At 44.2% G+C, this 14076-nt stretch carries 11 protein-coding genes and 1 pseudogene; 8 read left to right on the top strand and 4 right to left on the bottom strand.

The window, feature by feature from the left end:
* Window positions 1-108: 108 nt before the first annotated feature.
* Entirely contained in the window at window positions 109-531 is a 423-nt protein-coding gene (locus tag JGK14_RS29280) for a ribosomal maturation YjgA family protein (RefSeq protein ID WP_293175530.1), read from the top strand.
* Between the two features lie 111 nt (window positions 532-642).
* Here JGK14_RS29280 and JGK14_RS29275 read toward each other — a convergent pair whose 3' ends face one another.
* Together JGK14_RS29275 and JGK14_RS29270 are read right to left on the bottom strand one after the other, a co-directional pair.
* Window positions 643-2049: an LCP family protein gene (locus tag JGK14_RS29275; RefSeq protein ID WP_293175532.1), complete on the bottom strand. Its 1407-nt coding sequence runs from the start codon at window positions 2047-2049 to the stop codon at window positions 643-645.
* A gap of 104 nt (window positions 2050-2153) precedes the next feature.
* Complete coding sequence (locus JGK14_RS29270; RefSeq protein WP_293156757.1) at window positions 2154-2528, bottom strand: hypothetical protein; 375 nt, start codon at window positions 2526-2528, stop codon at window positions 2154-2156.
* 240 nt (window positions 2529-2768) lie between these two features.
* Between JGK14_RS29270 and rpe the strand changes: the two genes are divergently transcribed.
* From rpe to JGK14_RS29255, 3 genes and pseudogenes are all read left to right on the top strand, one after another.
* Window positions 2769-3470, top strand: a complete 702-nt coding sequence (gene rpe / locus JGK14_RS29265) for a ribulose-phosphate 3-epimerase (RefSeq protein WP_293175534.1) — start codon at window positions 2769-2771, stop codon at window positions 3468-3470.
* A gap of 376 nt (window positions 3471-3846) precedes the next feature.
* A complete protein-coding gene (locus tag JGK14_RS29260; protein WP_293327594.1) occupies window positions 3847-4200 on the top strand; it encodes a hypothetical protein in 354 nt (117 codons plus the stop codon).
* 359 nt (window positions 4201-4559) lie between these two features.
* Window positions 4560-4760: pseudogene (locus JGK14_RS29255) on the top strand (transposase); the annotation flags it as partial.
* A 156-nt stretch (window positions 4761-4916) separates the two neighbouring features.
* Here JGK14_RS29255 and JGK14_RS29250 read toward each other — a convergent pair.
* Complete coding sequence (locus tag JGK14_RS29250; RefSeq protein WP_293175538.1) at window positions 4917-5852, bottom strand: metallophosphoesterase family protein; 936 nt, start codon at window positions 5850-5852, stop codon at window positions 4917-4919.
* A 103-nt stretch (window positions 5853-5955) separates the two neighbouring features.
* On the opposite strand from JGK14_RS29250, the gene JGK14_RS29245 reads away from it, so the two are divergent.
* The 4 genes from JGK14_RS29245 (at window position 5956) to JGK14_RS29230 (ending at window position 13549) form a co-directional block, all read left to right on the top strand.
* Window positions 5956-6984, top strand: coding sequence for a hypothetical protein (locus JGK14_RS29245; RefSeq protein ID WP_293175540.1), 1029 nt, complete (start codon window positions 5956-5958; stop codon window positions 6982-6984).
* A 313-nt stretch (window positions 6985-7297) separates the two neighbouring features.
* On the top strand, window positions 7298-7477 hold the full coding sequence (locus JGK14_RS29240) for a hypothetical protein (RefSeq protein ID WP_293313902.1): 180 nt from the start codon (window positions 7298-7300) through the stop codon (window positions 7475-7477).
* 452 nt (window positions 7478-7929) lie between these two features.
* Complete coding sequence (locus JGK14_RS29235) at window positions 7930-8178, top strand: hypothetical protein (protein WP_325315806.1); 249 nt, start codon at window positions 7930-7932, stop codon at window positions 8176-8178.
* Between the two features lie 316 nt (window positions 8179-8494).
* On the top strand, window positions 8495-13549 hold the full coding sequence (locus tag JGK14_RS29230; protein ID WP_325315805.1) for a DNA/RNA non-specific endonuclease: 5055 nt from the start codon (window positions 8495-8497) through the stop codon (window positions 13547-13549).
* 191 nt (window positions 13550-13740) lie between these two features.
* On the opposite strand, the gene JGK14_RS29225 is transcribed toward JGK14_RS29230, so the two are convergent.
* Window positions 13741-14076: pentapeptide repeat-containing protein (locus JGK14_RS29225; RefSeq protein ID WP_293207539.1), on the bottom strand; the 336-nt coding region annotated here is incomplete at its 5' end.

The following is a 14076-nucleotide window of genomic DNA, read 5'->3' as shown; positions in this document are numbered from 1 at the left end:
AAAGTAGGGATTAGGCGGAACGCCTGCCCTTGAGTGGCTCTTTAGGAGATGTCTAATTCAGACTACAGTACAATCGTTAAATTGAACAAAAAACCTGTCTCAAATTTAATGAATTCTCCATTTTATCCCGATCGCCGTTTTTTCAAATACCGAGTTGCTCTGCTAATAAGCATTGCTGTGATTATCCCTTTAGGTTACGCAGTCAGGTTTTCTCGCGGCCCTGCACCGGAATGGTTCAACGATTTTTTCGGGGCCGTAGCTTATGAAATATTTTGGATTTTGCTAACAGTTTTTTTGTGGCCGCAAGCTTCCCTCGTTTGGGTTGCTATAGGAGTGTGTATTGCTATCTGCGGATTGGAGTTTCTGCAACTGTGGCAACCTCCGTTTTTACAAGCAGCTAGAGCTACTTTACCGGGACGATTGGTATTGGGAAACTCATTTACTTGGTGGGATTTTCCGTCTTATTTTATCGGTAGTTTTTTGGGTTGGGTGTGGGTGCGGTGGCTGAGGCGATCGAACCATTGTCAATAAGCCTTTCATAAACGGGCAAGATGCCCGTTCCACAATAAAATCTAATTTTTGTGGAACAGGCATCTTGCCTGTTGCTGATATTAGTGCAAAAATATCTCCGTTCACAAAGACTTAAAGCCCTCCGCCAGACTGAGTTTTTTGACTCAACCAATCCTTACCCAATCTGATTGTCACATCCGACTGCAAAGAACCGGTACTCTCAACCAGCACCTCTCCAAAACCCAAAGACTGGCGAATCGCTTCAGCACTTTTAATGTCCCCGTCTTGAGCTACAATCGTCGTTACATCTAGCGGTTCAGGCCAAGCTTTAGAAACTTGCACATTTCGATAGCCTGCCCGAGTTAAAGTCTTGGCAAAATCTTCAACAGCCGATCGATCGCCCGTACTGTCTTGAATCGCCACCTTCAGAAAAGTCGAATCAGCATTCTCGATTGTCCAAGTATTTTGACCGAAGTCAAAATGCTTTGCCACCAGAGTTTCGATGCCATTTTGGTCTGGCAACCAAAAACTTGCCTTGTAGTCCTTAGGATCGCTGAATTTGCCCGGAACCATCAACATCTGCACTCCAGCGCGATCGGTTTGAGTAGCAAAACCAGCCAAAGCCACCAATTCTTCTATACTCAAATTAGTATCAAGGTGAGACTGAATCACCGATAAAATCTTCGGCAACCGAGAGAGCAAACCAACATTAACTTGCTCTTCCACAAAAGCCCGCATCAACAATTGCTGGCGCTGTACCCGCCCGATATCCCCTAAATCGTCATGTCGGTAAAGCAAATAGTGTACGATTTGTTCGCCATTCAGACGTTGTTTGCCAGCCTTTAAATCTATATATAAATGCTGACTTTCATCGGTATACTTCATGTCTTTAGGGACATTAATCGTAATCCCGCCCAGGGCATCTACCAAACTTTTGATGCCTTGAATATTGACTGTGACATAGCGATCGATTCCCACGCCGCCCAGCAGTCCGCTCACTGACTTCGCTGAAGAAGCAGGGCCGCCGTAGTAATTAGCTTCGTTGATTTTCACGACACCCCTACCTTCGACATAGGTGCGGGTGTCTCGCGGAATGGAAAGCACGCTTATTTTTTTATTTTGAGGGTCAAACCTCACCAACAGCATAGTATCGGTTAACCCCTTAAAAGAGTTTTGCCAGACATCGTATCCCTTGTCTTTATCGGGATGGCCTTCGAGGTCTGAACTCAGAACCTTAAGTCCTAGAACTAAAATATTAACTGGGCGAGTCAGCTCCGGCATCTTCATGTTGAGCTTTGCCATGTCGCCTTGAGAAAACACCGCCGCTTCTTCAGGGCTCAACTTTTGTTGCTGAAGCGGCGTTGTGGAAAGGGAGACGGCTAGCAGCGCTCCGGCTGTGGCTGAGAGCATGGCTACTCCAGCCAAACCAAAACCAAAACCCAGCCAACGGCCTCGATGCGGTTGGTGCGATTTTTTGGTTGAAGGTTGAGCGGTTGATTGTTTGATAGGGTCTTGATTAGGAGTTTTTTGAGCTGGCACTGGCTTCCTCACACACAACAAAAATAAAAAAGATCGTGACAATATGTAGTATCAAGCTGAAAACGCAGTCAATCAATACGGTAGGGGCTTAAAAGAACCCTAAATTATGATAAATGTTTGCCGACCACTTGCTCGGCTACGCGGCTAATTCCGGGCAACCATAGCGGTTGACGCTTCCAGAGGCGAACCATCAGTCCCAGGGCAACGATAAAATAGCTGGTTGTCAGCAGGCTACTCATTAATAACATGGTAAGTGTCGAAGATTCCGCAGAAATCGCTCCAGCTTCTAAAAGAATATGTCCTAAGAGCCAGCTAAATGCAAGGGCAATTGCCAATCGGCTGACGGCTTTGCGCTCGGGGCTGCCCTGACGGCGGTAAAGATTCCACAGGGCGGGGAAAAAGCCGATGACTGGGATCATTAGTACAAACAGACTTGCCCGATCGAGTTCGGGATTGTCTAAGGGATCTTTATTTTTCATAATTCGCTACTGAAAATTTGTAGAAGGTCTAGTTTTGCACACAAGTTATTTGTTAGAGGCAAAATTTATATCCTAAACCAAAATTCGGAGAGCAGGGCAGGTTTTGCACAAAGATTGTCTCTTAGAGGCAAAATTTGGCCGCTAAACCTGCCTTTACCTATTATTGACAACTTTTCGACCTGGAGAGCCGCATTTTGATAAACTGGATACAGCACAGGAGACAGGAGAACAGACTTAGCCATGACCAAATCCCAAAAATCGATCGTTATTTCTCCATCAATATTATCAGCCGATTTTAGCCGTCTTGGAGAAGAGATTCAGGCTGTCGATCGCGCTGGCGCCGACTGGATTCACGTAGATGTGATGGACGGTCGCTTTGTACCTAATATTACGATCGGGCCGCTGATTGTCGAAGCAATTCGCCCGGTTACTACCAAGCCCCTGGATGTCCACCTGATGATTGTGGAGCCGGAGAAGTACGTGGAGGACTTCGCTAAGGCTGGTGCTGACATTATTTCGGTGCACGCCGAACACAATGCTTCGCCTCACTTGCACCGCACCCTGGGTCAAATTCGGGAATTGGGCAAAATGGCTGGTGTGGTTTTGAATCCTTCGACACCGCTGGAGTTGATCGAGCACGTGCTGGAACTTTGCGATTTGGTGCTGATTATGAGCGTCAACCCGGGCTTTGGCGGTCAAAGTTTTATTCCGACTGTTGTGCCGAAAATCCGCAAGTTGCGCCAAATGTGCGACGAGAGAGGTCTCGATCCTTGGATTGAGGTGGATGGTGGTTTGAAGGTGGATAATACTTGGCAGGTGTTGGAAGCGGGCGCAAATGCGATCGTGGCTGGTTCTGCGGTGTTTAAGGCGAAGGATTATGCTGGTGCGATCGAGGGTATCCGCAACAGCAAGCGTCCGACTCCACAGTTGGCGGCTGTTTAATTGAAAATGCGATCGCGTCCGATAAATTGCTAATAGACTTTTCCGAAAATTATCGCTTCACAGGCATCTGTGAAGCGATAATTATTTGAGATATTTAAACGTCTGTTGATGTCGAATATTGAGCCGACATTATCAGTCCTAAAAGTATCAAGATCTAAGCCGCAACGTCAGGTTAACGGTATCCTTCACAAAGCCAGGAACTAGCCAACTAAAAAGCGATCGTTTAATCTCTTTAATAACCTCCGCATCCGTCACCGTCGCAGGGTAAGCACACGTTATACCATTTTTCTAAAGATCCGATAGAGATCGAACACGACAAGACATTGTAATTTATACACTTTCCCTGTTTGCCAAAGTCTGTCATAACTTTAAAAAAATGGTATTATCACTCATATTTTTAACTTTGAGAGCAATTTTATTTGAAAAAGTGTTTAAAGAATTACTACCTCATTTTCGACAAAAATGGTTGATGAGAAAATCGAGACCATTACCAGATAGCGTACAATTTGCCTTAAAAAAATTTGAAAATATCTGGATAGCTGACGGCTCAACATTAGAAGCATTATTTCGTAAACTAGAAAGTTTATCAGATTTTCCAATTGGTCAATTATCCGGAAAAATGGGAGTAATCGTAGACCTAGTAACTCATCTTCCCGAAGAAATTTGTTTTTGGGAAAATCCGAAACAAGCAGATACTCATGTTCGAGGAAGATTTCCTAAAAACAGTTAAGCCAAAAATCTTGCTGTATGGTAGGAGGCTTCTATCATTTCGCTTTTTGGAAAAAATTAATCGAGCAAGAAATTGGATTTATTACTCGGATTAAGAAAGGTGCATCTTATCAGGTCGAGCGGGTATTAACCAATACTTATGATGTCAAAAACCAGATAATTTAGATAGGTGCAGGGACAAAAAAACACCAGCCTTGACTATAAGACAATACGGTTAACTTAAGACAGCCCTGGGGGTAAAACCCTATGAAAAATAGATACTGCGTAGCCGCGTGCCTGCCCGTTGGCGAAGCCGCCCTGAAAGGGCTAGGGCTTATGCTTCGTTCCTCTCTTCGGACAATTTTAAGTAAACCGTATTGGACTATAAGATTAGTACAAGTTCGCTCAAAGAAATCCTGGCGTTCTTATCTAACAAGTGTCCGAGAACCTAAAATATTACCCCCCTATGTAGTGGCAGATTTGTATCAAAGACGCTGGCGAATTGAAGATATCTTTTGTACAGTAAAGAGACTTTTAAATTTAAGTTATTTATGGACAGGTTTGCTCAACGGAATCCAGATTTAAATCTGGGCTAGTTGGCTATTTTATGCGGTTTTGATAGACTTAGGGGATGCCGTTGACCTCTCAACGTACCTTCTACAGTTGCTTCTAAAACAAAACCGTTTTATTGGCTCTACAACCCCTATTCATTTTGTTTGCTCCTGAATATAATTTGAATTAAGCCGATCGCACTTTTAGCACTCCCCGGTCAAAAACCCGCTTGTCAGTACCGATCGCACTGACAAACATCCGGTCTTCATAGACATCAAACGTCGCAAAACTCAGGCGGCTAGCAGAAAACTCCGTCCACTCAGAACGCCCCACCGGACGAGTCCCTCCGCCAGCACCGCAAATTAAATAAGTCGTACCGTCAATCGAGCGGGTGCGTTCGTAACTGTGTTCGTGTCCGTTGATATAAAGCTGCACGCCGTATTTTTGAAACAAAGGCGTCAAAGTCTTAATAAAAGGTTGATTCAATCCATACACGCCAGAGGAATAAATCTGGTGGTGACCGAACACAACTTTCCAGGGTGCAGTGCTTTGGCTTAACTCTTTCTCCAGCCAAACAAGCTGATTTTTCCAGTCAGCATTGTCATTGGTATCTAATGCAAAAAACTGTACCGGATCGCGCCGAAAAGTATAGTAGCGACCTTGCATATTAAAACCCGGATATTTAACTTGCGGGTCGCCGTTAGCAGTGCGAATGTCGTGATTTCCCAAACAAGCATAAAATTTAACGCCTTGCTGCAATAACGGCTGATAAGGCTTCTTAAAAACAGCATTAATTTTTTCAATTTCGCCGTTATTGTAGATATTGTCGCCGGCGAGAACAGCTATGTTAAAAGGATTTTCCCGGTGATATTGCGCCATCGCCTCAGCCACAGCATACTGACCTTCAGCGCCGGTACCGGTGTCGGCCAGCGAAATAAAGCGTAAAATAGGCGGTGAGGCCGGCAATGGGACGATCGCCCTTTGGGCCTCAAGGTTAGAAGGCACAGCAGCATTGGCGTCTTTACCCCAGGAAGTCCGAAGCTGAAGCATTTTCGAGACTCCGGCCAAACCTAGGGCGCTCAGACTGCCTAAAATTAGAAAGTGACGGCGTTTGATGCTCATGAGAAATTTGGGTAGAACTAATGAAATGATAAATTAAGGATGAGATGGCTCACCTAAAATTTATCCTGTTTAGATATATTTGTAACGCTCCAAGGCAGATAAAATGTCAGAAGAACCACTAAACCAACCAACTCCAGAACCGTTTGAATCTCCGACACCGGAGGTAGATTCCCCAGCAAAGTCGGCCGCGACTCGCACCACAGCTAAAAATGCTAGCAGTTCTGTTCCCACAAATGAGAAAATCAAAGCTTTGATGACCTCGATTGGGAATTTGGGAAAAGGGGGAAAAAAATTAGCAGCAGAACCTCCTTTGCAGCCCCAAAAGCCCGCACCAACTGCTTCCAACTCAGCAACAACTCCTCCTCCGCCTGCGAAAGTTAACAGCGTTCCCCCGCCAAAAGCTGGGGTAAAATTCGCTAAAAAGCCTGTATCTAAACCCGCGGGCGGCAGTTTTTTAGGGAAAGTCGGCGTACTTTGGCAAAGTATTGTGCGGTTAGTTCGATCGTTCCTACCTGCATCTGCGAACGCCAAGCTGTCCGATCCAATTTTAAACGCCTCCTTAGCTGCAATTCTCATCGTTGCGATCGGTTTAACTTTCAACAGTTTCTCGGCAAAACCGCCCCAGAAATTAGCAAAAGCGCCTATCCCAGCAGCACAGCTATCCCCAACCTTTGACGATTTTGTGGCGCCGGGAACAGCGAAATCCCCAGAGGCGATCGCAAATTCTCAGCCTACACCCGCTAATTTTAAAAGCAAATTGCCCGATTTAGCGGCACCGAAAAAACCGGAACCTGTAGAAATTCTCCCGCCGCCGCCACTGACGCCGGAACAGTCTCTGATTGCGGCGATTCAAAATCAAGTTGCTGAAATTACTAATCGACTGGGCGGCGGTTTAGTTAAGTCTGTTGATGCTGATTTCTCGATCGGTCTTTTGACTGTCAAAGTCGCTGAAGATTGGTACAAACTCAGCGATGTAGAGCAAAATCAGCTCGCCAGTCAAATGTGGAAAGAAGCTAACTCACTGGATTTCAGCAAATTACAAATTGCAAATCTGGAAGGTAAGTTAATAGCGAGAAGTCCGGTTGTTGGCTCGGAGATGATTATTTTAGAAAGAGGAATTAATAAAGTTTAAATTCGGGAGCATCTCCTTTTTACAAATCTATTCGTAGGGGCGAAGCATTTCGGCAGTAAATCTCTGATTCTGGTTCATAAATTATGTGCCGAAATGCTTCGCCCTTGCCACAATGAGATGCACCGTTAAATTCTCTGTATCTGCAAACAGTCAGATCCGTCTGAAAGTCCAGGACGCAGCATCAAATTAGCTAGGTTTGTAGTGAGGACTTCAGTCCTCATCAAATGAGAGAGGACTGAAGTCCTCACTACGAACCTTAAAAAGTTGATTTACACCAGAGATTAAATTAATTAACTTTGATGGAAATTGAAAAATGACAATTTTAACTCAAGTCCAACAAGTAGAAATTAAATATCCCAGCAGCGACCCAGATGCGATCGCTGAAAGCGACATCGCGCGCGATCGCATGACTTATGCTGTAGAAGCTGCGAACCTTTACTTTCAAGGGCGATCGGATGTTTACGTGTCAGCTAATTCTTTCATTTATGATTAAGAAAGGAACAACATTGTTCCGTAATTTCAAGGCAGTAAATTTGAGTAGGCCTTCCATGCGAGCATACAACAATTTAAGTATTATTACTGAGTAAAGTACATTACTTTGATAAAGAATCTGTAAACTTTTAACAATTAAATCACAATTTATCAGTAAAACAAACTAACAAGCGCAGCAAGTTTCACATATTCGCTGGTATTAAGTTGTTGCGGACACTGCCAGTTTTTCAGTACCCGACTGAAAATATCAGTAATTTCCGTGATTGACTGCCAGCCGGAAATACGGGAACATTATTCTCAATAAAACTTTGGAAACTAAATAAAAATCAAGGACTAAAAACTCGATCGAATCCGAATCCACACATTCCTCTTGAACGAAGTGTGAAGCGCATCAATTAGTTAGTTTGAAACTACCACAATCCAACAGATCACTCGCATCTACCGAAATCAAACATGAAACCTTTTCAAGATTCACCTTTTAACACTCAAGATCCGTTTCAGAATTTCCTCACCCCAGAATTCGAGATTGATACCAAAAACTTAATCAATAGTCAAGCTTACGCCAACACCATCCCAGAACAAACACTCGCTTCACTTCCAGCCAATGAGAACAATAGCGCTGAAGTTGCCAGCTTTTCTAACTCCCTTAGTTTGAGTCAGAGCTTCGCCTACACCGATTTTACCCCCCCCCGAAAAAAATAGAGTACTGGATGCTCTGACTGGGGAACTTATCGCTGAAAGGGATCTCGACTACTCAGACAAAGATATTTTAATCGGCGAAAGACGCGCATCCCTACTCGCACCAACAGCTTCAAATCCTAAAAAACCTCCCATCATCCAAAACGCCGAACTTAAGTTTACAGACAGCAACAATCAACCTTTTCCCAACAATCAACCCGTTCTCTTCATCACGGCTACCAATGTATTAGTTGATAACTTTGGCGACCCGCTAGGCAGCAGATTCAGCGACTTAACCGTAAAATTTTTAGTCGGCAAACAAGCTTACGAAGCAACAGTTTTGACAGACAAAAGTCGCAAATTAGAAAACAATCAATTTGAAATCGCCGTTCAAGTTCCCAACACCGTACCGTTAGGTGAATCCCGCATCGTCATCAGCCGCAAGCAAAACGAAAAAGTTAGCCCAAATCCCTTAGAAACAGCAAAAGAAGTTAAATACGATAGCAGTCCTTACCGAATAGAAAACAATACAGAATACATCTTTGCCGCGCAGTGGACAGCAGACAAAGTTGCAATTATTAACGGTGCAAATCCCAAATCAGTCGTCGCAGCTACTAATAGCAGCAAACTGTTAATTGATAGCGTTTCTGTGGGGACGGACGGTATAGTCGATCGACCGCGAGAACTAACACTCACCAGTGACGGTAGCCGTGCTTATGTAGTGATGGATCGTTCAGGGCGCGTTGCTGTAGTCGATCCGATGACGCGGCAACAGATTGACACTCAGCCGAATACCGCTGGTATCAACTCGATAAATTTGCCGAGTGGTGCAGAAGGTCGATCGATCGTCATAGACCCCCGCGACCAATACGCCTACATCGCAGACGGAAAAATCGGCAGCAACTCCATCTACGTTCTCGACATCAACCCATTTTCACCAACCTATCACCAAGTCACCCAAACCATCCCAGTCGGCACAGCCCCAAGCGGTTTGCGGCAAATCGCCCTTAGCAGCGACGGCAAAAAGCTATTTGTTACCGCACCAAACGGCGCGAACAGCAAGATTTACGCCGTTAACATCGACCCCAAAGACCGACCAATCAGCCCCGGCGCGAACCCCAAAAAATGGAATCAATTAATTGGAACTGTAACAGCCGATGAAGGCGTAGAAGGATTAGCTGCTACGGTCGATCCGCTGAAAATGACATTTACAAACAGCGGCAAAGATAGCAAAGGATTTGGGGTACTGGATATTACCAATAACGACCCCGTAAGTTTTGCTGCTACCACCCGATATACAAATTTAGGGCTGGGTTCAACTTTTGATTACTTCGATGTGAATGAGGGAGTTTCGGTAACAGTTTTACCGGATGCGAGTTATGCGTTTGTTGTGGGTCGGAATGCGGATACGAAATTTTTCGGTCAGGAAATACCCAGCATAGATGGAGACCCGCGGGCCGGTAGCAATATCGGCATTATCAAAAACCCGCTGACGAATCCGCAATTAGTAGCAGCAACTCGACCCATTCCAGATGGATTCGCTACAGACTTAGCGCTGTCAAGTGATAGCAAGTTTCTTTACGCTTCCTATCCAAATTTAAGCGGTGCGAATGGCAAAGTTTATGTTTTTGATGTGGAGGAATTTGTCAAAACGCTGACCAACCCCAGTCAATTCCAAGTAGATAATAAAGGTCGGGGTGTTGGGCTGCCGTTGTTTAACAGCGCTACGGCACGAAATGCTACAATTGCTGACTTGGCGGCAATTCCAATTGACAATATTAATCCAGCGGTTAGTATTGCTGCTGATTTTCAGATTCTGACTGATGCGAACAATCAATATACTTACGGCGTACCGCCGGGAAGTAAGAAAGCTCCCGTTTCTGTGACTAACCCTCGCGGTTTGGCGGCGACACCGCTAGATTGGCTGGATTTGAAAGAGCCGATAGGTACTAGCAAGAGTTCAGAAAATCCCCTTAACCCAAAGTTCCAATGGAGTTTTGACAGTCCACCGAATCAGGACATTACAGAAGTTAATCTCTTCGTCAGCCTGTTTGACGAAGGTGAGGGACTTTTGCCGTGGGATAAAGTAGTTGATTTACCAGATCCTAACGGTAACAAATTTCTCTCCGACCAAGGATTGAGCAAACCCCAGCAGTTAGGTTTACTGACAAAACCTTGGAACACATCTTCTTACCACGGTCAAGAAAACGATTTCAATCCCAACCGCATTTTAACTGCGACTTGGCAGAAAGATAGCACCAATATCGGCAAGTGGACTTTCGATGGCGGTAAAACATTTACTCAGGGAACCAATACCAGCTTTACACTTCCTCCCAGTCTCAAACTGACTGCCGGCCAGAAGTATAATTGGGCAGTTGAAGCTTGGAATAAAGAAGGAAAACGCAACGAGGAGTTTGGTAATTTCTGGACGCCGCTACCGCCAGCCCTCAACGGTGACAATACCTTCAGCAGCGTCACCGTGCTGACCCACGGCTTTAAACCTCCATTTTTGGATAAGCCGGGAATTCCTTCAGAGTTTTACCAAATGGGTAATAGCATTGCCAATGCAGGTATCGACGGCGGCGGTTTGATGATGAAGTACGACCTGCCTACTGGTAACTGGGTTCCTGTCAACAAAAATGGTGCAGTTTCCCCAGACTTCCAAGCAGGTTTGAATCCCAAAACCGACCCAAACTATCTCACTAAGCTGGGAAGTTATATAGCTCCATACCTTGCCCAAAAACAACCGTTAGTCCTACTGAATAACTGGTCAGAAAATAATGAATCGGCAGTTCCTGATTCAGGCTTCACAGAAGCAGCAGCAGATGCTTTCTTTACTTCCCTCGTGCAATTGGATGGAGTGCTGAAGAATAAAACCAGCCCTACCAAACAAGGTGCAGTTTTCAATTCACCGCTGCACTTTGTTGGTTTCAGTCGGGGTACAGTTGTTAACAGCGAAATTATTCAGCGTTTGGGAACTTATTTTCCTGATGCTGGCGGCAAACCCAACTCTGGTACTCGCGACCTTCAGATGACAACTTTAGACCCCCATGATTTCAACCAACCGTCGCTAAATGTGGTGACCAAAAATTTCGGTGATTTCCGCGAACCGAAAGTTCAGGTGTGGAAAAATGTTACTTTTGCGGACAATTACTATCAGACAGTCCCGAATTTATTGAGCGGTACACTTACGCCTGCCGGTCGCAATATTCCGAATCTACCGTCTACTGAGAAGGGAACAGCCCCAGGACTTAAGTTTCCGCGAGAAGGTTGGAGGTCAGAAAATCCCGATCCTAATGGTAAGCTATTAGGAGAACCGGATTTGTCGGTTTTCTTGGGAACTAATAAAAATAACCCAGGTTACAATAACAGCCGTGCTGGGTTTACGACAGATCCTATACCGGGAGATGTACACGGACGTGTTGTGAGTTGGTACGGAGGAACATCCGACTTGCTTCCAACTAACTTTCCGTCCGATCAAAACTTAGAAGTTAATCCTGTATTTCGTCGGCGAGGCGATGGATATCGGGAACGGTTGTTCGATAAAGACTTTTCATTTAGCAATAGTGTTTTGACAGGCCCGGCTCGCGTTAGCCCTTGGTATACGCCGGAAAGCAAATTCCAACACGGTGCAGATGCTGCTCCTTGGGAAGGGATTGGTACGGGCTGGTTTTATTCGGCTATGGGTGGCGGTTACAGTTCGCGCCCTAAAACAAATGTAGAGCGTATCCCGGTTGATTTTGACAATACTTATGATGCCAGGATGCGAGGAGATGCGGCAGTTCCTACTTTGTTTAATGGGAATTTTGATGCTGTTTTCGATCCGAAGGGAGTGACTCGAACTCCTTTGTCTAAGGGTCTACCTGGGTGGTCGTTCCACAACGGTCAATCCGATCCAAATATTGATTTAGTTCAAAGTTTGGAAGACGTAAAACTTATCCAAGGGAACAGCGAACCAAACTATGCCTTTAAGTTAGAAACCAGCAAGGTGAAGGAAATTGTTCACAATCGGTTTGTTGTACCCGATTGGGGCGCTCTTCGATTTGATCTGCACGCACCAAAGATTGCCAATAGCTCTAATGCCAAATCTAAAGGTACGCTTGATGTTACTATTCGACCATCAGATCCATCAATTCCAGCGTTTTCTCAAACAATAACTCTTCAAAAAGCTGAAAATAACACGGATAGTAATAAAGCTCCGGCTAGTTACCTAACAGATAAATACAAAGTAGATTACGGGATAGAAGGCTTTGAATCTTTCAATGTTGACGTACCAGAAAGATTGCGCGGTCAGTCGGCAACTGTTGAATTCAAGCTCGAAGCATCTATTCCTGTCTATCTGGATAATGTCTTTTTCCAAAGCGAGTCGCTGAGGTTTAGCAATCCAACTACAGCAAGAACTGACCTACTGACTAATAATACCTATCAAAATAACTATTTGATAGAGAAGCCACAGTACACTGTTTCCTATAATGGCAAAAAAAATACACCTAACTGGGTTAGTTGGGTTCTGGATGGCTCATGGCCAGGAAATATTAAAAGTAAAGACAGACCTGATGAGTTTGCGGTAGACCCCGACTTAAATAGTTCCTTTTACAAGGTTGCTCATAAAGACTATGAGTTCGATAGTCAAATTGATTATACTAAGAGGGACGACTATGAGCCATTTAAGCTTGAAAAGCCAGCTATCTTCTGGCCAGTACGGGGACACATGAGTGCTTCTAACGACCGAAATAGAAGCACAAAGGATATGTATGCTAGTTTCTTAACTACGAATATTGTTCCTCAAGATTCCAAGGGAAATGAAGGGGCTTGGCGCGGTTTGGAAAAGAAACTACAGGATTTGGCGCGTCTTAAAAATGAACAAAAACAGCCAACACCTTATAAGTTCTATATCTCTTCTGGTGTGTACGGTGCTGGTGGTGGAGAGTTAACAAAATATTCTACTCCTCCTACTGTGACAGTTTTAAATGAAAGAGGAAGAGTTGTGGAAGCTCCACTTAAGGATAATCCCAATTCTTTTAAAAATTTCAAAACAGCGGACGGCACTCGAACGATAACAGTTCCTAGTGCTCTCTGGAAAGTTGTGCTGGGATTCAAGCCAAATTCAACATCTGATAAGCCAGATTATTACTTTGCTTTTTGGATGCCGAACAATTCCTATGAAATTCAGAAGAGCCTAGATTACACGACAAAAGATGCCAAGGGAAATATTATCGTCAAAAATAATACCTTGGGCTGGGAAGAGCGTTTAATTCCCATTGGCAAGCTAGAAGAAAGACTTAATGCAGATTTAGAAAAATCTGGTGACTCATTTAGATATGACTTTCTTTCTCAGATTAAAGATCCTAACAGCAAGGACAAAATGAAAAAAATCATATCCCTTCTCCCCTAAAGACCTGGTTAAACTAACTTCCTCTTTTGCTGAGGGTAGGTAATTAGTTGATATAGCGCGTCTAAATCATTTGTATAGATATGTAGGGGCGATGCCAAGAGTGCCTGCCCTAAAAATCACGGGATCACTACGAAACAATTGCCCCTACAAAGATTATACAACTGATTTAGACGTACTTTGGTAGCGACGAATTAGTCTTCACTATTCCAAATAGTGCCATCGGGCATGATAGTATCTTTAAAGTAAACGTCTGTGAAAACAACCGTTCCAGGTTGGTAATTGTTAACTTCACTTATTTTAAATTCAGTGCCAAAGAAGTTAGCTCTCGTCAAGTCACACTTAGAAAAACCCACCCCATTTTGAAACTTAGCATCCCTAAAATCACTATCAATTAAGTCACAAAAACCAAACCCGGTGTCAATCATTTTGGCTCCACTAAATTTGCATCTACTCAAATTAGTTAGGTGAAAACCAGTTTCCTGTAAGTCACTTCTGCTGAAATTTGCCCCAGTCAAATCCGCTCTGCG

The organism is Microcoleus sp. PH2017_28_MFU_U_A (assembly GCF_020738035.1).
Taxonomy (GTDB): Bacteria; Cyanobacteriota; Cyanobacteriia; order Cyanobacteriales; family Microcoleaceae; genus Microcoleus.
This window is presented reverse-complemented; position numbering and strand designations above follow the sequence as displayed.

Bases quoted from the DNA above. Each gene is read 5' to 3' on its own strand.
- JGK14_RS29250 (WP_293175538.1), bottom strand. From the start codon at position 5,852: ATGAGCATCAAACGCCGTCACTTTCTAATTTTAGGCAGTCTGAGCGCC.
- JGK14_RS29270 (WP_293156757.1), bottom strand. From the start codon at position 2,528: ATGAAAAATAAAGATCCCTTAGACAATCCCGAACTCGATCGGGCAAGT.
- JGK14_RS29260 (WP_293327594.1), top strand. From the start codon at position 3,847: ATGGTATTATCACTCATATTTTTAACTTTGAGAGCAATTTTATTTGAA.
- JGK14_RS29235 (WP_325315806.1), top strand. From the start codon at position 7,930: ATGAAACCTTTTCAAGATTCACCTTTTAACACTCAAGATCCGTTTCAG.
- JGK14_RS29280 (WP_293175530.1), top strand. From the start codon at position 109: ATGAATTCTCCATTTTATCCCGATCGCCGTTTTTTCAAATACCGAGTT.
- rpe (WP_293175534.1), top strand. From the start codon at position 2,769: ATGACCAAATCCCAAAAATCGATCGTTATTTCTCCATCAATATTATCA.
- JGK14_RS29240 (WP_293313902.1), top strand. From the start codon at position 7,298: ATGACAATTTTAACTCAAGTCCAACAAGTAGAAATTAAATATCCCAGC.
- JGK14_RS29245 (WP_293175540.1), top strand. From the start codon at position 5,956: ATGTCAGAAGAACCACTAAACCAACCAACTCCAGAACCGTTTGAATCT.